This is a genomic window from Pseudomonas sp. F8002, from assembly GCF_013385495.1.
Taxonomy (GTDB): domain Bacteria; phylum Pseudomonadota; class Gammaproteobacteria; order Pseudomonadales; family Pseudomonadaceae; genus Aquipseudomonas.
In genome coordinates, this window is the sequence record NZ_JACAPW010000019.1 from 1 (window position 1) to 18,283 (window position 18,283).

The 18,283-nt window shown below is 62.3% G+C and carries 15 protein-coding genes; 9 read left to right on the plus strand and 6 right to left on the minus strand.

Annotated features, from left to right (window positions below):
* Positions 1-226: 226 nt before the first annotated feature.
* A complete protein-coding gene (locus HX811_RS16290; protein ID WP_032899060.1) occupies positions 227-1,156 on the minus strand; it encodes a LysR substrate-binding domain-containing protein in 930 nt (309 codons plus the stop codon).
* A 280-nt stretch (positions 1,157-1,436) separates the two neighbouring features.
* Here HX811_RS16290 and HX811_RS16295 point away from each other — a divergent pair, with 280 nt between their 5' ends.
* Positions 1,437-2,669, plus strand: coding sequence for an MFS transporter (locus HX811_RS16295; RefSeq protein WP_177046545.1), 1,233 nt, complete (start codon positions 1,437-1,439; stop codon positions 2,667-2,669).
* Here HX811_RS16295 and HX811_RS16300 read toward each other — a convergent pair.
* Positions 2,607-3,521 (minus strand): LysR family transcriptional regulator, encoded by a 915-nt coding sequence (locus tag HX811_RS16300; RefSeq protein ID WP_177046546.1) that lies wholly within the window; start codon positions 3,519-3,521, stop codon positions 2,607-2,609. The genes HX811_RS16295 and HX811_RS16300 overlap by 63 nt on opposite strands.
* Positions 3,522-3,635: 114 nt before the next feature.
* Here HX811_RS16300 and HX811_RS16305 point away from each other — a divergent pair, with 114 nt between their 5' ends.
* From HX811_RS16305 to HX811_RS16340, 8 genes are all read left to right on the plus strand, one after another.
* Entirely contained in the window at positions 3,636-4,517 is an 882-nt protein-coding gene (locus tag HX811_RS16305) for a hypothetical protein (RefSeq protein WP_177046547.1), read from the plus strand.
* A gap of 50 nt (positions 4,518-4,567) precedes the next feature.
* On the plus strand, positions 4,568-5,794 hold the full coding sequence (locus HX811_RS16310; protein WP_003218567.1) for a Xaa-Pro peptidase family protein: 1,227 nt from the start codon (positions 4,568-4,570) through the stop codon (positions 5,792-5,794).
* A gap of 389 nt (positions 5,795-6,183) precedes the next feature.
* Positions 6,184-7,809 (plus strand): ABC transporter substrate-binding protein, encoded by a 1,626-nt coding sequence (locus HX811_RS16315; RefSeq protein WP_087693500.1) that lies wholly within the window; start codon positions 6,184-6,186, stop codon positions 7,807-7,809.
* Between the two features lie 68 nt (positions 7,810-7,877).
* Complete coding sequence (locus HX811_RS16320) at positions 7,878-8,831, plus strand: ABC transporter permease (RefSeq protein ID WP_102369228.1); 954 nt, start codon at positions 7,878-7,880, stop codon at positions 8,829-8,831.
* Entirely contained in the window at positions 8,828-9,664 is an 837-nt protein-coding gene (locus HX811_RS16325; RefSeq protein WP_003218574.1) for an ABC transporter permease, read from the plus strand. The genes HX811_RS16320 and HX811_RS16325 overlap by 4 nt, the downstream gene beginning before the upstream one ends.
* A gap of 2 nt (positions 9,665-9,666) precedes the next feature.
* On the plus strand, positions 9,667-11,304 hold the full coding sequence (locus HX811_RS16330) for an ABC transporter ATP-binding protein (RefSeq protein WP_177021273.1): 1,638 nt from the start codon (positions 9,667-9,669) through the stop codon (positions 11,302-11,304).
* 84 nt (positions 11,305-11,388) lie between these two features.
* Positions 11,389-12,558, plus strand: a complete 1,170-nt coding sequence (locus HX811_RS16335) for a hypothetical protein (protein WP_003218578.1) — start codon at positions 11,389-11,391, stop codon at positions 12,556-12,558.
* Positions 12,559-12,706: 148 nt separating this feature from the next.
* Complete coding sequence (locus HX811_RS16340; RefSeq protein WP_177046548.1) at positions 12,707-13,582, plus strand: LysR substrate-binding domain-containing protein; 876 nt, start codon at positions 12,707-12,709, stop codon at positions 13,580-13,582.
* On the opposite strand, the gene HX811_RS16345 is transcribed toward HX811_RS16340, so the two are convergent.
* The 4 genes from HX811_RS16345 to fae all read right to left on the minus strand — a co-directional run bounded on the left by HX811_RS16345 (position 13,529) and on the right by fae (position 18,064).
* Positions 13,529-14,902, minus strand: a complete 1,374-nt coding sequence (locus tag HX811_RS16345) for an MFS transporter (RefSeq protein WP_177046549.1) — start codon at positions 14,900-14,902, stop codon at positions 13,529-13,531. The two genes, HX811_RS16340 and HX811_RS16345, sit on opposite strands and share 54 nt — an antisense overlap.
* Before the next feature lie 174 nt (positions 14,903-15,076).
* Positions 15,077-16,510, minus strand: a complete 1,434-nt coding sequence (locus HX811_RS16350; protein WP_177021277.1) for an NAD-dependent succinate-semialdehyde dehydrogenase — start codon at positions 16,508-16,510, stop codon at positions 15,077-15,079.
* A complete protein-coding gene (locus HX811_RS16355; protein WP_102606526.1) occupies positions 16,507-17,541 on the minus strand; it encodes an aldo/keto reductase in 1,035 nt (344 codons plus the stop codon). Before HX811_RS16355 ends, HX811_RS16350 begins: the two co-directional genes overlap by 4 nt.
* Positions 17,542-17,551: 10 nt before the next feature.
* Positions 17,552-18,064, minus strand: coding sequence for a formaldehyde-activating enzyme (fae, locus tag HX811_RS16360; protein WP_003212394.1), 513 nt, complete (start codon positions 18,062-18,064; stop codon positions 17,552-17,554).
* Positions 18,065-18,283: the final 219 nt, after the last annotated feature.

An 18,283-nucleotide genomic window follows, 5' to 3' on the forward strand; every position in this document is an offset into this window, starting at 1 on the left:
CATTCTGGATGAACGCGGCGCTCTCAGGTTTTTCGCGAGCAAGCCCGCTCCCACAGAAAAGCAGGAGTGCGGGCATGCCGAGCCTAGGCGAGGCACCGAGTGGTGGGGCAAAGACCTTTTGGTTACTTTTGGCTGGGCCGGCATTCCGGGCGTTTGCCAAAAGTGACCCGCTGTAAGAGCGGAACCATAAGTCGCCGTTACCTAAATAACGGATATGTACACCGAATCAAACAGCCGCCAAAGAAGGCTCCAACTGCCGCTGAGCCAACCAAATCTCCTCCTGCAACCACTGCGCAAACACCTGCAACTGCGGCGTATCCGTCTGCTCCGGTCGGGTCACCAGCCAATACGACTGATGCCCCTCCACATGCACATTCAGCACCTGCGTCAACTGCCCACTGGCCAACTCCGAAGCGACCATATGCCAATCCGCAATGGTAATCCCCAACCCATCGATCGCCGCCCGAATCGCCAAATCCAGCAAGTCAAACTCATACCCCCCCTCGATATCAACCCCACTGATCCGCGCCGCATCCAGCCAATGCTTCCACGTCAGATACCGCTGATCCTCCCGCGCCAGCACATGCAGCAACGTCATGCGATTCAGATCAATCCCGTCACTCCACTCCCGGGCATACAACGACGGCGCACACACCGCGATATGCCGCTCCTGAATCAACAACGAGCTGTCCAACCCATCCCATTCCCCATCGCCAAACCGAATCGCACAATCCAGCGTACTGGTCTCCGCCAGGCTGTCCTGCAACCGGGTGGTAATGCTCAGCTCCAACTCCGGATGCTGCTCGCGCAAGCGCCCCAACCGCGGCATCAACCAACGATTGGTAAACGTCGGCGGCGCATTGATGTGCAACCGATTGGCATGGGACTTCTGCTGGATACTGCGCACCGTCAACTCGATCTTGTCGAACGACTGATGCAACGCCCGCAGCAACACCCGCCCGGCACTGGTCAATTCCAGGTGATGGTGACGACGCTCCAGCAGGGCCTCGCCCAACTGTTCTTCAAGCTGGCGCACCTGGCGGCTGACCGCACTCTGCGTCACGTTCAACAACTCGGCGGCCCGGGTAAAACTGCCGGTACTGCCGGCGACTTCGAAAGCTTTGAGGGCGTTGAGACCGGGCATTTTGCGTTTCATGGACGACACTCGGGAGCACAGGGGAAATAACCTGCACAACATACCTTTTTGTATTGGGTCAGCGGTAGCACCCCAGCCTGACAAACAATTAATCGCCACAAACGCTGAAAGTGTCGTTTATCGCTACAGACCGTCGCTCACGAATAAATAGCCTGCGTATAACGCATGCACACTAAGACAATTAAGCATTGGTCGTCGCCAGACTATAAACGCTAGTCTGCCGATGTATTTCCTATAACTTCGCCCCTCTCTTTCGCGATTAACTTATCGAGTCATCGCCATGTCCAACGCACCCGTTTCATCCCGGCGAAGTATTGGCTTGCTGGCACTGGTGTTTACCGCCTGCAACGCCACCACCCACGGTTTCAGTGTGTTCCTGTATTCGGCGCTGTTGCCGCAGATTCGCCTGGCCTTTGAGCTCAGTTACAGCCAGGCCGCATTGATCGCCGCGCTGTTGCAGCTGTTCTACATGGGCGCCTCGATTGCCAGCGGCCTGGCGGCGGCGTGGATCAGCCCGCGCAATATGGTGCGCCTGACCATCGTCCTCAGCCCCGTCCTGCTGGCCCTGGCCGTCGCCACGCCGTGGGTGCTGCCGTTTGCCCTGTGCCTGGCACTGGTGTCGGCGTGCGCGGTGTCGAACTGGAACGCGATTTCGGCCCTCGCTCAAGAGGTGATCCCGACTACACATCGCAGCCGGGTGCTGGGGCTGGCGTCCTCGGGCTCAGCCTTTGCGCTGTGCTTGAACGGGCTGTTGATCGCGCTGTTGCAGGGGTTGTCGTTGCGCCAGTTCTGGCTGATCTGCGCCGGGTTGACGCTGGTTGTCACGCTGTTGACCCTGTGGGCACTGGCCCCGATCAAGCAACCGGCACCACGCGAGACCATGGCGCCGGCGCTGAACCAAGTGCTGCGCCAATGGCTGAAGTTGTGCGTGGCACAACCGGTGGCAATGCAGATCGTCTTGCTCAGCGCATTTATCGGCGCCATCAGCGGGCCGTTTCTGAATTTCCTGTCGGCGTTCGTCAGCGAGCAGCTACAGGCCAGCGCTTCCGTCACCGGCTCGATGTGGACGCTGATCGGGATCGGCGGTGTGATCGGCGGCTTGCTGCTGGGCACGCTGGCAGACCGTTGGGGTGCGTTACGGGTGATGGCCCTGAGTATCGGCGCGTTTGGTCTGAGCATGCTCGGCTTGCTCGGGCACCCGAGCCTGGTACTGAGCTGGCTGGCGGCCGGGCTGTTCGCGCTGTTCTATTTCCCGTGTTGGGGCTTGATGGCCGCCTACGTCGGTGCCCGGCTCAGCCCGGTGCACAGCCTGCAAGTGGTGAGCCTGAGCATGGTCAGCTACGGCCTGGCGAGTGCCACCGGCAATGCCTTGTGCGGCTGGCTGCTGCAAGTCACCGGCGAATTTGCGGTGGTGCACGGCTGGATCGCGGCCTGGGTGTTGGCCAGCCTGTTATTGCTCAAGCGCATGGCCCAGCGACACACCCGCGAAGCGCTGGCCGCCCAGATGCCCTGAGTGGCCCATTTGCCGACGCAGAATCTCCACCAGGGCATCCACTTCCGGCACCTGGCAACCGGCTGAACGCCAGAACATCAGGCGCGCCGGGGCAATCGGCGGGAAGCCCTGGCGCTCGTCCAGAATCTGCCAGTCGGGTGGCACCAGGCGCCGCGCCATCACGCCCACCGACAAGCCCTGCTCGATCGCAATCGCAATGCCGCGCGGGCTTTGGCTGGTGTAAACCACCTGCCACGAGCGCCCGGACTGGGCCAGCGCCTGCACGGCGTTCGCACGGAACGCGCAGCCCTCGGCGTACACCGCCAACGGCACCGACTGACGCCCCACGCAACTCCAGCTGGGCGCCGCGACCCACACCAACGGCTCGTCGCACAGGTATTCCCCGCTGTGCAAACCTGCGTGTTCCACCCCCAGCACCAGGTCCAGTTCGCCCCGTTGCAGGCGCCCCACCAGGGCCGTCGACATCTCGCAGCACACATCGGGCCGTACCTGGGCGAACTGCGCCTGGAAGTCCTTGAGCATCCCGCCCAGGCAATACTCGGCGTAGTCCTCGGGCATGCCGAGGTGGATACACACCTGTTGATTGGGCAATTGCGCGGCGCTGACGGCCTCGCTGTGCAGCTTGAGGATCTGCCGGGCGTAGATCAAAAAGGTTTCGCCACCGGGGGTCAGGCCCACCGAGCGGCTGGTACGGCGGATCAGTGGCGTGCCGACGATGTCTTCCAGGCGTTGCAGGCTCTGGCTGACGGTGGATTGGGTCTTGTGCAGGCGCTCGGCGGCCGCCGAAAACCCCTGGCACTCGATAATTGCCACAAACACTTTAAGCAGGGTGCCATCCAGTTCGCCCGACATAACTATCGCCCTCGCCGATGGATTCGATCACAACTTGTAATTTCCACTTTGCACCTCGTTCAGCAACTATCGGGTCAGCCAAAAAACACCAACTGATAGTTCCGGGAGTCTTGCATGAGCCTTCAACTTGCTGACGCTGAAGTGGGCGATATCAGCGACATTATTAATACCGAGCTGTATCCCATACATGATTCGGGCCATGTTCAATTACAGGCCCTGATCGAACACGCCCGGGCCGAACTGGCCGAAGACGGCTGCTGCCTGCTGAAGAACTTCCTGCGCCCCGCAGCGCTTGAGCAGGCGCGCCTGGAAGGTTTGGCGCTGTCGGGCAAGACGTTTTATTCGGTGCGCAAGGTCAACGCCTACTTCACCGAGGACGACACCTCCCTGCCCCACGATGACCCGCGCCGCACGTTCATGGAGCGCACCAGCGGCTTTGTGACCCGCGACATGATCGCCCCGGACGCGATCATCCACCGGCTGTACGTGTCGCCGATGATGAAATGCTTTATCGGTGCCTGCCTGAATGAGCCGGAAATCTTCGAGTACGCCGACCCGTTCGCCGGGCTGGTGATCAACGTGATGCCGGACGGCACCGAGCAGCCCTGGCACTTCGATACCAACGAATTCATCGTCAGCATGATGACCCAGAAGCCCGAGGCCGGCGGCCTGTTCGAGTACGCGCCGATGATTCGCTCGCGCACCCAGGAGAACCTCGGCGCCGTCGGCAAGGTGGTGCGTGGCGAAGACCGTTCGCGGGTGCAGGAACTGGAGCTGAATCCCGGCGATTTGCAGATATTCAAAGGGCGTTTTTCGGTGCACCGGGTGACCCGCGTGGAAGGCGCCACCGAGCGCAACACGGCGATCTTCGCCTACTCCGAAAAGCCCGGAATCATTGGCCGTGCCCAGCGCACCAAGCAGCTTTACGGACGCCTGTCCGAAGCCCATCTGCAAGCCGAACGCAACCTGGTCCGCAGCGACCAGTTGCTCGACTGATTCATACCTAAAAAACCTTGAAACCGTATTTGCCCTGCGAGGAACACCCCATGAGTCTGTCCGGCCCCAACCGCAACCCCGCTGACTGCGAACCTACCCATGACGAGATCCAGCAGATCCAGCTGGACCGTCTGCAACGGGTACGCAACGAGCTGAAAAAACGCGACTACGCCGCCTGCGTACTGTTCGACCCTACCCACATGCGCTACGCCACCGGCTCACGCAACATGCAGGTGTACTCGGCGCGCAACCCGGCCCGCTATGCGTTTATCCCGGCAGAAGGCCCGGTGGTGGTGTTCGAGTTCGGCGGCTGCCTGCACCTGGCCGAAACCCTCAACACCGTCGATGAAGTGCGCCCGGCCAAAGCCATCTCCTATTACTTCTGCGAAAGTTTCCTGGGCAATGTCACCGCCGACTGGGCCGCGGAAATCGATGAGCTGGTGCGCAAATGCGGCGGCGGCAAACGCATCGCCATTGAAAGCGCCACCTCCGCTGCGGCCTTCGAACTGCAAAAGCTCGGCTATCAGATATTTGATGCCCAGGAACCGCTGGAACGTGCGCGCTGCATCAAGGTGCCGAACGAACTCAAGATGATCCGCGCCAGCCTGCGTGCCACTGAAGCCGGGGTGCGCCTGATGGAAAGCAAACTCACCCCCGGCATCAGCGAGAACGAGCTGTGGTCGCACCTGCACCAGCACGTGATCGCCACCGACGGTGATTACGTCGAGACCCGCCTGCTGTCCTCCGGCCCACGCACCAACCCGTGGTTCCAGGAGTGCAGCACCCGGCCCATCGAAGCCGGCGACCTGGTAGCGCTGGACACTGACGTGGTCGGGCGTTTCGGCTACTACGCCGACTTCTCGCGGACCTTCCTGTGCGGTGAACAAGCCGCCACCGCCAAGCAGCAGGAGCTGTACAAACTGGCCTACGAGCAAGTGCAGACCAACATGGAAATGCTCAAGGCCGGGCGCAGTTTCAAGGAGTACGCGGAACTGGCCTGGAAGATTCCCGAGCATTACAAAAACAACCGTTACTTCGCCCTGGTGCACGGGGTTGGCATGACCGGTGAATACCCCTACGTGGTGCATCGCGAAGACATTGATGCCCTGGGCTACGACGGCGTGTTCGAAGCCGGCATGACCATCTGCGTGGAAAGCTATATCGGCCACGACGACGGCGGCGAAGGGGTCAAGCTCGAAGAGCAGATCTACATCCACGAACACGGCATCGAGTTGCTCTCCGACTACCCGTTCGACCCGCGCTTGTTGAGGTACTGATCGTTCCCACGCTCTGCGTGGGAATGCATCCCGTGACGCTCTGCGTCACCGTTTCGCAGAGGGGACGCGGAACGTCCGGGGCGGCATTCCCACGCAGAGCGTGGGAACGATCGGTCGGTGGGGAGCGACATGTAACATGCGTTTATAGAACGTTCCAACGCAGAATTTGTCGTTTGTCGATCTTTGCGCAAATGACAAAACTGCGGGCATCTCTAATAAAAACAACATGAGAGCTGCCCTATGTCCTGTCCCATTGCCACCCTCCCGACTTCGTTGCGCCTTGTTCTTCTGCCGGCTTCACAGCGGTCACGGTCACGCCTTCGCGGCGCTTGCCATTGACCCTTGCGGTTCAACAAAAAAACGCATATTCGCAAGTACCGGAGAGGCTTATGAAAGAGTTGACTACCCTGGACGGCGCCGCGCCGCATCCAGCCGTAAATGATCTGTGTGCCCAAGTGCAAAGCGGCGAAATCAACCGTCGCCAATTCCTGCGCACGGCCGCGCTGCTGGGCATCACCGTCGCCAGTGCCAGCACCTTTCTCGGTTCCGCACTGCTGGGCAATGACGCCCAGGCCGCCGAGCCACGCCAGGGCGGCAGCCTGCGGTTTGCCTGCGCGATCCAGGAAATCCAGGACCCGATGCTGATCACCTGGATCGAAGCCTCGAACCTGCTGCGCAACTCGGTGGAATACCTGACCTGGGTCGACGCCGACAACATCACCCACCCTTACCTCGCCGAGAGCTGGAGCCCGTCGGAAGACCTCGCCACGTGGACCTTCAACCTGCGCCAGAACGTGAAGTGGAGCAACGGCGACACCTTCAACGTCGACGACGTGCAGCACAATATCGAACGCTGGATCGCCGCCGATTCCAAGTCGGTGAACCGCACCGCGTTCCAGGACATCAAGGCCTTCGAAAAAGTCAGCGAGTTCCAGTTCCGCCTGGTGCTCAAGCGGCCGATCCTGGCGATCCCGGAGATGCTCAACGCCTTCACCTGCGCCATCGTGCACCGCAGCTTCAAGGCCGGTGACGACTGGGCGAAAAACCCGCTGGGCACCGGGCCGTTCAAGCTGGTTTCATTCGCCGTGAACAAGCAGGCGACCTTCGCCAAGCGCGCCGATTACTGGGGCAAACCAGCCAACCTTGACGAGTTGCGCTACATCGACATGGGCACCGACGTGTCCACCCACCTCGCCGCCCTGCAAGCCGGGCAAGTCGACGTGCTGTACCGCGTGACGGTGGCTGAACTGGACCTGGCCAAGCGCTTGCCCGGGGCCCAGTTGCTGACCTGCAAGTCGGCGCAAACCGTGGTGATGCGCATGGCCTGCGACCAGAAACCGTTCACCGACCTGCGCATCCGCAAGGCGGTGGTGCTGTGCGCCGATAACGCGCAGATGCTGAAGATCGCCTATCGCGGCATGGGCACCCTTGGCGAAGACCATCATGTGGCGCCTTCCCACCCCGAATATTTCCCGCTGCCCAAGCGCAACCGCGACGTGGCGGCGGCCAAGAAGCTGCTGGCCGAAGCCGGCTTCCCCAACGGCATCGACATTGACCTGATCGTCGGCAACACCCAGGGCCGCTATGAACAGGACTGCGCGCAGATCCTGCAACAGAACTGCCTGGAAGCCGGGATCCGCATCAACCTCAAGGTGATCCCCGCTGCACAGTACTGGCCGATCTGGGACAAGGCCGCCTTCAGCCTGACCTACTGGGCCCACCGCCCGCTGGGCGTAATGTCCCTGGAACTGGCCTACCGTGGCGGTGGTGCCTGGAACGAAAGCCATTACAGCGACCCGGCGTTTGATGCCGCGCTGGACAAGGCCATGGGCATCATCGACCCGAAACAGCGCGCCGTGGCGATGGAAGATGTCGAACGCATCCTGCAGGACGCCTGCGTGATCGTGCAGCCGTTCTGGGGCGACAAGTTCACCGCCGTGAGCAAAAAGGTCCAGGGCTTCCAGGTGCACCCTTCCGACTTCTACCCGATGGACAGTGTGTGGATGAGCGCTTGATTTAGCGCACGCCCTCCTCCCTGCCCGCACACGGGCAGGCATCCCTTGAACAGTCGGAGCATGCACCCATGGCTCATTTTCTGATGCGCAAGTTATTGGCGCTGGTGGCGACCCTGCTGTCGGTGTCATTGATCGTGTTCCTGGCCCTGGAACTGAATATCGAAGACGTGGCGATCAACGTCCTCGGCCCCTACTCCGCCGCCGACCAGCGCGCCGCGTGGCTGGTGGAACATGGCTATAACCAACCCTTTGTGTGGCGCTACCTGGTGTGGCTCAAGGACTTTGTCAGCGGCGACTGGGGCACCTCGGTGTACTTTCGCGAATCAGTGATCAAGCTGCTGCTGCCGAACCTTGCGCAAACCCTGACCCTGGCCGGCCTGGCCTTGCTGGTGATGGTGCCGGTGGCGTTGACCCTCGGCGTTCTGGCCGGGATTCGCCAGGGCTCGGCGCTGGACCGCCTGGTGTCGTTCCTGTCCATCGTCACCACCTCGATTCCCGACTTCGCCAGCGCGGTTTTCGTCTCCGCGATCTTTGTGTTCTGGCTTAACTGGCTGCCCGGTGTGAGCAGCATGAGCGAAGGCTTCAGCGTCGTGCAATTGGTGCTGCCACTGATGGTGCTGTGCCTGTTCGGCATCGGTTACCTGGCGCGCATCACCCGGGCCTCGATGGTGGAAGTGATGCAGGCGCCGTACATCCGCACGGCGCGGCTCAAGGGGGCGTCGACCTCACGCATTGTGCTGCGGCATGCCCTGCGCAATGTGCTGATCGCGCCGGTCACGGTGATCATGCTGTACATCCCGTGGCTGCTGTCGAACGTGATCGTGGTGGAGGTGTTCTTCGCCTACAAGGGCTTCGGCTCGCTGCTGTACACCGCCTCGCTGAACCATGACGTGTACCTGATCGAAGCCTGCGCGATGGTCAGTGCCGTGGTGGTGGGCATCACCAAGATCTTCTCGGACCTGGCCTACACCTGGCTCAACCCGCGCATCACCCTGCGCAGCCTCGGCGGAGGTGCCCAATGAACCTGCTGCACTCGTTCAAACATCCCTTGGCATTGCTCGGCCTGCTGCTGGTGGGCGGCTGGGTGGTGATCGCGCTGTTCGCACCGTGGATCGCGCCCCATGATCCGCTGGAAAGCTTCACGCCCTTGCTCACGCCGATGACCGTCGGCGACAACGGCCAGAGCTTCCTGCTGGGCACCGACATGATTGGCCGCGACATTCTCTCGCGGCTGATCTGGGGCACCCGCACCGTGCTGTTCTGGTCGATCCTCGCCACGCTCACCGCGTTTGCCGTGGGCATCGCCATGGGCCTGTGCGCCGGCTACTTCAACGGCTGGGTCGACAGCGTGCTGTCGTATGTGGCCGACACGGTGCTGTCGTTCCCGGTGCTGGTGTTGTACATCGTGATCATCATCGCCCTCGGTGCTTCGGCGCTGAATATCCTGATTGCGGTGACCTTCACCAGCGCGCCGGCGATCTTCCGGATCATGCGCGCCCTGACCATCGATATTCGCTCGCGAGACTACGTGCTCAGCGCCATCACCCAGGGCGAGGGCTCGCTGCGGATCATGCTGGTGGAAATCCTGCCCAACTGCGGCGGGCCGCTGATTGTCGATTTTTGCCTGCGCATCGGCTACACCGCGATCATGATCGGCGCCCTCGGCTTCCTGGGCCTCGGGCTGCCGCCGCCCACACCGGACTGGGGCGGCATGATCAATGACGGCCGCGCCATGGCCATCGCCTTCCCGCACCTGGTGATCTTCCCGTGCATCGCCATCTCCACCCTGATGCTGGGCCTGAGCCTGTTGGCGGACGGCCTGGATGAACACGCCCAGAAAGGCGCAAGGAGTTGAGCATGAACCACACGCAAGTACTGCGGGTGCAGAACCTGTCCATCGAATTGCCCGCCGGCGCCGACCGCAGCCACGCGGTGCAAGGCATCAGCCTGGAAGTGCGCAAGGGCGAAATCCTCTGCGTGATCGGCGAGTCCGGCTCCGGCAAGTCCGTGCTGTCGGCGGCGATCATGGGCGACTACGCCAAGGGTTTGCGGCATACCGAAGGCGTGATCGACTTCCTCGGCGATGACATTTGCACCCTCGACGAGGAGCGTTTGCGCCAGCTGCGGGGCAACCGTATCGCGATGATTTTCCAGGAGCCCATGGCGGCGCTGAACCCGGCGATTCGCATCGGCAAGCAAGTGGAAGAGATCTTCGATATTCACGCACCGCAGATGCCTGGCGCTGAACGCCGCGAGCGCATGCTGGCGCTGCTGGAGTCGACGCAACTGCCGGACCCGCCACGCATCGCCAACAGCTTTCCCCACCAGTTATCCGGTGGCCAATGCCAGCGGGTGGTGATTGCCATGGCCTTGGCAATGAATCCGGATTTGCTGATCGCCGACGAACCCACCACGGCGCTGGACGTGACCACCCAGGCGCAAGTGCTGAAGCTGGTGCGCGAGCTGCGCGGTCGCGGGCAACACGGCATTCTGTTTATCACCCATGACTTCGGCGTGGTGGCGCAGATTGCCGACCGTATCGCGGTGATGGAAGGCGGCCGGCTGGTGGAAATCGGCGAGCGCGACCAGGTGCTGAATGCCCCGGCCCACGCCTACACCCGCAAGCTGATTGCGGCCGTGCCGGCGCTGCACCCGGAGCTACACAAGCCGAGTGCCGACGGCGAGCTGGCATTGCGCATCGAGCACCTGACCAAGACCTACACCGTCGGCGGCAGCTCGGTGGCGGCCTTGCGCAATGTCTCGCTGCAACTGCCACGGGGCAAGACCCTGGCGATTGTCGGCGAATCCGGCTCGGGCAAAAGCACGTTGGTGAAAGCCGCGATCCGCCTGGTGGACAGCGACAGCGGCCACGTATGGGTCGGTGACACCGACTTCCTGGCCCTGCGCGGCTCGGCGCTGGCGGCGAATCGTCGGCGCATCCAGATGATTTTCCAGGACCCGTATGGCTCGCTCAATCCTCGGCACCGGGTGGGCGACATCATCGCCCGCGCCGCGCAATTGCGCGGGTTGTCGGCCAAGGATGCGTGGGCTGAAGCCGGTGATTTGCTGGAACAGGTGGGCCTCAAGCGCGACGCCCTCAAGCGCAAGCCCCGGCAGTTCTCCGGCGGCCAGCGCCAGCGCATCGGCATCGCCCGCGCCCTGGCGATGCGCCCGGAAGTGTTGATCGCCGATGAGAGCGTGTCGGCCCTGGATGTCTCGGTGCAGAAACAGGTGCTGGAACTGCTGGCCGAACTGCAGCAGCGCCTGAACCTGAGCATCCTGTTCATCACCCACGACCTGCGGGTGGCGGCGCAGATCAGCGACTACATCGCGGTGATGCGCCAGGGCGAAGTCGTCGAGTACGGCACTGCCGAGCAAGTGCTGCTGCGCCCCCGGAACACCTACACCCAGACCTTGCTGGCCGCCGCCCCCGGCGCCTCGGAGCTGCCCGCCGCCGGCCCGCCGTTGCGGCTGATTCGCCCGCAAGCGCACTGAGTCAACCCTTTACCCCGCGTCGCAGCGTTCGTTGCGGCAAGGGGCTGCTGTTGCCAAAAAATAACTAATAACGAGAGTAAAACCATGCGACCAACCTTCCGTTACATCGCTCTGGTCCCTGTGCTTGGCGCCCTTGCGGCACCGGCCATGGCCATTCAAGTCACCGACAACCTCGACCTCGGCGGCGCCGTGCGCGCCCGTTGGGACTACGACCCGGATCGCGACATCCAGAAGTTCGGCCTCGACACCGCGTACCTCAGCGCCAAGTACAACTCCGACACCTGGATCGGCGAGGCGCAGTACCGTTTCTACGGGCGCTCCTACCCGTACCAGTACACCAAGAACTACGGCGATATCCAGTTCGCCAAGTTCGCCTGGGTGGGCTACAAGTTCAACCCCGACCAGCAGGTGCAAGTGGGCCTTAACACCGTGCCGTTTGGCTTGCAGCCATACTTCGGCAGCACCTTCTACGAAACCCTGGGCAACGTGATCGGCCTGGAAGATGTGCAGCAGGTCGGCGCCAAGTACATCCAGCAAAGCGGCGACTGGAACATCCAGGCCGGTTACTACCTGCGCCCGGCGTGGCAAGGCAAAGGCACGAGCAAGGGCGTGACCTACTCCAGCGTGATCTCCGAGGCCGACAGCTACGTGGGCGACGGCAGCAACAACCAGGAACGCAATACCGTGGTGGTGCGGGTGGCCAAGGCCATGGACCTGGGCGGGTGGAAATCGGAAGTCGGGCTGTCCGGCCTGACCTCCACCCTGGAGAACAAGGACACCAACGACGATGGCCGACGCAATGCGGTGGCGATCCACTACCTGGGCAAGAACGGCCCGTGGGGCGTGCAATTGCAGGCGGCACGCCAGCAGATGTCGCCGCGCAACCCGGGCACCGACAGCGTGGTGACCCTGGGCGGGTATGACGGCACGTTCAACGTGGCCAGCCGCGGCAATCTGTATGTGGCGGATTTGAGCTACGACGTGGGTGGCAAGTACCTGTTTGACCAGGTCAGCGGTGTGAAGCTGTATGCCAACTACAGCGCGTTTGACAAGTCCGAGGATCAGTTCAAGACCTCGCAGCGGGTGATCCTGGGGACGTCGTTTTCGGTGAGTAAACTGTGGGTGGCCACGGAGTGGTTGATCGGCAAGAACGATCCGTATATTGGTGGGAGCAGCTATACCGAGAGCTTGGGAGCTGGGGGGAGTAACCAGTGGGAGAATCAGTTGTATATGAACATTGGCTACTACTTCTGACTTAAGATTTGTAGTGCTTTGACTGGCCTCATCGCAGGCAAGCCAGCTCCCACATTTGATCGGCGCCGCGGTCAAAATGTGGGAGCTGGCTTGCCTGCGATAGCGTCAGTACTGACACCATAAAAACAACAGGTGTGGAATCCATTTCATGCGCCAACTGCCCTCCCTCAACATGCTCCGGGTCTTCGAAGAAGTCGCCCGCCACCGCAGCTTCAGCCAGGCCGCCGTGGGCCTCAACGTCACCCAGGGCGCCGTCAGCCGCCAGATCAAACAACTGGAAGACTACCTCGGCGTCGCCCTCTTCATCCGCACGCCCCAGGGCCTGTCCCTGACCGAAGCCGGCTTCGCCCTCTCCCCGCACCTGAGCGACGCCTTCGACCATATCGAGCGCGCCCTGCACGCCGTGCGCGTGCCCAACCTGCGCCAGCGCCTGCGCATCGTCGCCCCGCCCACCTGGGCCACCCGCTGGCTGTCCGCCCACCTGCGCAGGTTTTGCGAGCGTTACCCGGACATCAACCTCAGCGTCACCCACCAGAACACCCATGCGAGCCTGGCGGAAATCGACTGCCAGGTCCGCTTCGGCCTGGAAGCGGCCACGCAGTGCAGCAGTGAACTGTTGGTGATGGAACGCCACATCGCCGTCGCCAGCCCGGAACTGTTCAGCGACGGTCAGCCGCCCGACCTGCGGCGCTTTCCGCTGCTGCACATCCTGCACGACGGCAAGCGTTTGCAGGTCTGGGAGAACTGGCTGGCGGCCATGGGCCGGGAAGATATCGATGCAGGCCAGGGCCTGGAATTCAGCACCCTGGACCAGGTGATCCACACCGCCCTGGCCGGCGGTGGGCTAGCGGTGATCGACCGGCAGATGATCGAGCGCGAACTGGCGAATGGCAGCCTGGTGCCGATCACCCCGGTGGAGGTGATCGGCCCGTATGGCTATTGGCTGGATGTGGCAAGTGACAAGCAGGGTTTATCCAAGGTTCGGTTGTTTACGCAGTGGTTGAACCGGGTGAGCAATCCCTGACACCGCAGGCTCGGCCTTGCACGCCTGGCTCAAGGTCAGCGCCTTGGTTTCCGGCGCCCAGGCCCAGGAGATGATCGCGCCCAGCACCAGGATAGCGGCGAGGATGCCCATGGTCGGGCTCAGGCCGATCCCCGCTACGCTCACCGGCAACAGGAAGGTACTCACCGCCGAACCCAGGCGGCTGACGGCTGTGGCAAGGCCGATGCCGCTGGCCCGCACTTCGGTCGGGAAGCTCTCCGCCGGGAATACGCCCACCAGGTTGCTCACCGCCGACAGCACCAGGGTGAAGACGCCGAACGTCAGCACCATCAACCACGCCATGCTGCCCGGCAATACCGCCAGCAGGAACAGCGCCGCCGCCAGGATGATGAACGAGTTGATCAGAAAGCCCCGCCGGGAGAATTTCACGGTGCACCAGATGCCGATCAAGGCGCCGATGATCAGCAGCAGGTTGAGCATCAGCTCGGTGCCAAAACCTTCGGCCAGGCCCATCTTCTGCAGGATCGACGGCAGGAAGGTGTAGATGGCGAAGTACGGCATCACGATGCACACGAAGAACAGGCAGTTGAACGCGGTGCGCTTGCGGTATTCACGGCTGAACAGCACGCCATAGCCGGAACGGGTTTGCCTCGACGGCTCTTCATCGAGTACCACGTGTTCGCCTAGGTGTTTCTTGACGATGGCTCGGGCCTCGGCAATCCGGCCCTGGTTGATCAGCCAGCGCGGCGATTCGGGCGTGCCGATGCGCGCGATCAGGATCAGCCCGGCAGGAATTGCCGACGATGCGAGCATCCAGCGCCAGGCATCCTCGCCGAGGCTGAGCATGGCGGTGCCGACGAAAGTCGCGGCCACGTAACCAACCGTCCACACCACGCTGAAGGAGCCCAGCAGTACCCCGCGATGTTTCCTGGGCGAGAACTCGGCAAGCATCGCGTGGCCGACGCTGAAGTCGCCGCCCAGGCCGATACCGATCAACACCCGGCAGAGGAACAGGCCCATGGCGGTTTCGGCATAGAACTGCATCACCGAGGCAACGGTGATCAGGACGAAGCTGACCAGGAAGATTTTCTGCCGGCCGAGGGTGTCGGAGATCCAGCCAAAGAACAGGCTGCCCATAAACAGGCCGATCAGGGCCGAGGCGCCGATCAGGCCTTGCCAGAAGGCGTCCAGTTGCATCTGTGGGCTGAGCAAGGTGAAGGCGATGCCGATCAGGCCGAGGATATAGCCGTCGGTGAAGTGGGCGCCGAAGGTCAGGCCGGCGATTTTAAGGTGGAAGCGACCGATGGGCAGGTCGTCGATTTTGATGGGTTGAGTGGACATGGTGTTCTCCATATTTTTGTTTTTGACGGAGTAACAGCGGGCAAGCCCATTTCCCTGTGGGAGCGGGCTTGCTCGCGAAGGCGGTGTGTCAGTCAATACATGTGGTGGCAGGCCCACCGCTTTCGCGAGCAAGCCCGCTCCCACATTGGATCGGTGTTGTTTGGGTAAATGGGGTCAGAGACCGCCCATCAACAGGTATTTGATCTCCAGGTAATCCTCCAGGCCGTACCTGGAACCTTCACGGCCCAGGCCCGACTCCTTGATCCCGCCAAACGGTGCGACTTCGGTGGAGATGATCCCTTCATTGATCCCGACCATGCCCGCTTCCAGGCCTTCGGCCATGCGCCATACGCGGCCGATGTCGCGGCTGTAGAAGTAGGCGGACAAGCCGAACGGCGTGTCATTCGCCCGTTGCAGCACTTCGGCTTCATCTGTAAAGCGGAAGCAGGCCGCCACCGGGCCGAAGGTTTCTTCCTGGGCAATCAGCATCTCGCCGTGGGCTTCGGTGAGGATGGTCGGTTCGAAGAACGTCCCGCCCAAGGCATGGCGACGGCCGCCGCACAGCAGCTTGGCGCCTTTCTCCAGGGCGTCGCCGACGTGGGCTTCAACCTTGGCCAACGCGGCCGCATTGATCAGCGGGCCTTGTTCGGTTTCGCCCTCGAGGGCGCTGCCGACGCGCATCGCAGAGACCGCTTCGGCCAGCTTGCGGGTGAACGCATCGTACACACCGTCCTGGATGAAGAAGCGGTTGACGCAGACGCAGGTCTGCCCGGTATTGCGAAACTTGGAAGCCATGGCGCCTTTGACGGCGGCGTCCAGGTCGGCATCGTCGAACACGATAAAGGGCGCGTTGCCGCCCAGTTCCAGGGAGACCTTTTTCAGGGTGTCGGCGGCCTGGCGCATCAGCAGCTTACCGGTGCGGGTGGAGCCGGTGAAGGACAGCTTGCGCACAATGCTGGAGGCTTGAAGTGCGCCACCGATGGCCACGGCATCGCCGGACACGATGTTGAACACGCCCGCCGGAATCCCGGCCTGTTCTGCCAACACCGCCAGGGCAAAGGCCGACAGCGGGGTTTCTTCCGACGGTTTGAGAATCATCGTGCACCCCGCCGCCAGCGCCGGGCCAACCTTGCGGGTGACCATGGCCAGGGGGAAATTCCATGGGGTGATCGCTGCGACCACGCCGATGGCTTCCTTGGTCACGATGATGCGGGCGTCGGCCTTGTGGCTCGGGATCACGTCGCCATAGGCACGCTTGGCTTCTTCGGCAAACCATTCGAGGAAGCTCGCGGCGTAGACCACTTCGCCCATGGCTTCGGCCAGCGGCTTGCCCTGTTCCAGGCTGAGCAGGTGGGCCAGGTCCTTCTGGTTGCTCAGCATCAACTCGCTCCAGCGCTTGAGGCGCTGGCTGCGCTCCTTGGCGGTGAGCTTGCGCCAGGCCGGCAACGCGCGGTTGGCGGCGGCAATGGCCAGGTTGGTTTCTTCAGCACCGGCGCGTTGTACTTCGGCGATCTGCGCACCATTGGCCGGGTTGCGCACCGGGTAGACCGGCCCACCGCTGGACCATTGGCCATCAATGAAATTGCCTGTGCGAATCAGCGGGTTCATGCCACGGCCTCTATCAGGTTAAAGCGGTCCAGGCCCGGACGGGCGCTGCGCAAGATGCGTTTGCCGGCGGTGTAGTCGTTGATCACATCGCACGGCGTGTAGTTGCGCTCCAGCTCGTGCAGTTCTTCCGCATCCAGTTGGGTGTCGAGGGCTGCAAGCGCACTATCAAATTGAGCGGTGGTGTCGGCGCCCACCAGCATCACGTCCACACCCGGATGATTGGCCACCCAGGCCTGGGCAATCTGTGCGTTGGACACGCCACGGGCACGGGCCACACGTTGCACCGAGTGGGCGATGTCGAACGACGCCTGGTCGCTGTACATCTGCTGGGTGAAGAAGTCGGTCTGGTTGCGGGTCGACTGCACTTCACCGGTGAGCAAGCCACGGGCCAGCGGGCTGAACACCGACACGCCCAGGCCCTGGTCGCGGCAGAACGGGATCATCTCGCGCTCTTCCTCGCGGTAGGCGCAGTTCAGTTGCAGCTGCATGTTGATCGGCTTGACCCAGCCATTGCGCTCGCAGGCCATGAGGATTTTTGCCAGTTGCCCGGTGAGCATGGTCGACACGCCGATGTAGCGCGCCTTGCCGGAACGCACGATGTCGTTGAGGGCGCCCATGGTTTCTTCCACCGGGGTGTTCACGTCGAAGTAATGCAGCATGAACACGTCGACGTAATCCATGCCAAGGCGGCTCAGGGAGGCGTCGATGCTGTCCATGATGTGCTTGCGCGAATGGCCGCTGGCATTGATGCCGCTGCGGGTGCCGTAGCCGACCTTGGTGGTGACCACGATGTCTTCACGGCGCGCAACGCGCTTGAGGATGCGCCCGACCACTTCTTCGCCGACACCTGCGGAGTAGAAGTCCGCCAGGTCGATGAAGTTGACACCGTTGGCCAGGGCATGGGCAACGATGGGTTCGCTTTGTTTCTCGTCGAAAATCCACGGCTTCCAGTCCGGGGTGCCCATGTTCATGGTACCCAGGCACAGGCGCGAGACTTGCAGGCCGGAGTTGCCCAAACGGATGTATTGCATGGGAATGTCCTCAGGCTTTTGGCGTGTAGAAAGGGTTGCTGATGTGGTTGACCACATCCGCCAGTTGCGCGGTGTGCGGCAAGCCTGTGAGGGCGGCGCGGATCGCGGTGCGGCAGGCGTTGTAGTTGTTCAGGTAGACCGCATCCAGGTCATCGCAGGCCGGGTTGACCCAGTTGGCGGTGACAATCGCCCACTCGTCCTCGGCTTCCGGCGGCAGGGTGCCGTCGAGCAGGGCTTCGAGCACTGCCTTGGCGATCCCGGCCTGGGACGCGCCCCAGGTGGCATTGCCGTGCAGGTCGCTGCCGATGGCGGCCTTGTTGACGTAGAGGGTCATGGGTTTGACCGGGATGTTCGGCTGGGCAATCACCATGAACGGGCAATGGCCCTGGCTTGGCGACGCCAAACTGTTGGCAAACGCCTGGCCGGCCGGACCGTTGCGCGGGCCGATGAGGATGTTGATGTGGGCAGCATTGACGCCTGGGCCTTCGAAGCCTTCGCCGATGTACAGATCAAGTGCTTTCATTTCGCAAACGCTCTTTTTTGTTATGGGGAGCTGGTTGGCGAATTTTTAGCACTGGCCCGGGGAGCGGCCGTAACCATTAAAAGTCATGGGGCTGTGAGTTTTAGTCATGGCCCTGCGACCATCGGCCTGGTCTTGTGCGTTGACCATCGTTGTTACACCCCATATAGTGTGCCCACAAACACAGACAACCACTACATAGTGTGCAAGAACGCTGAACAC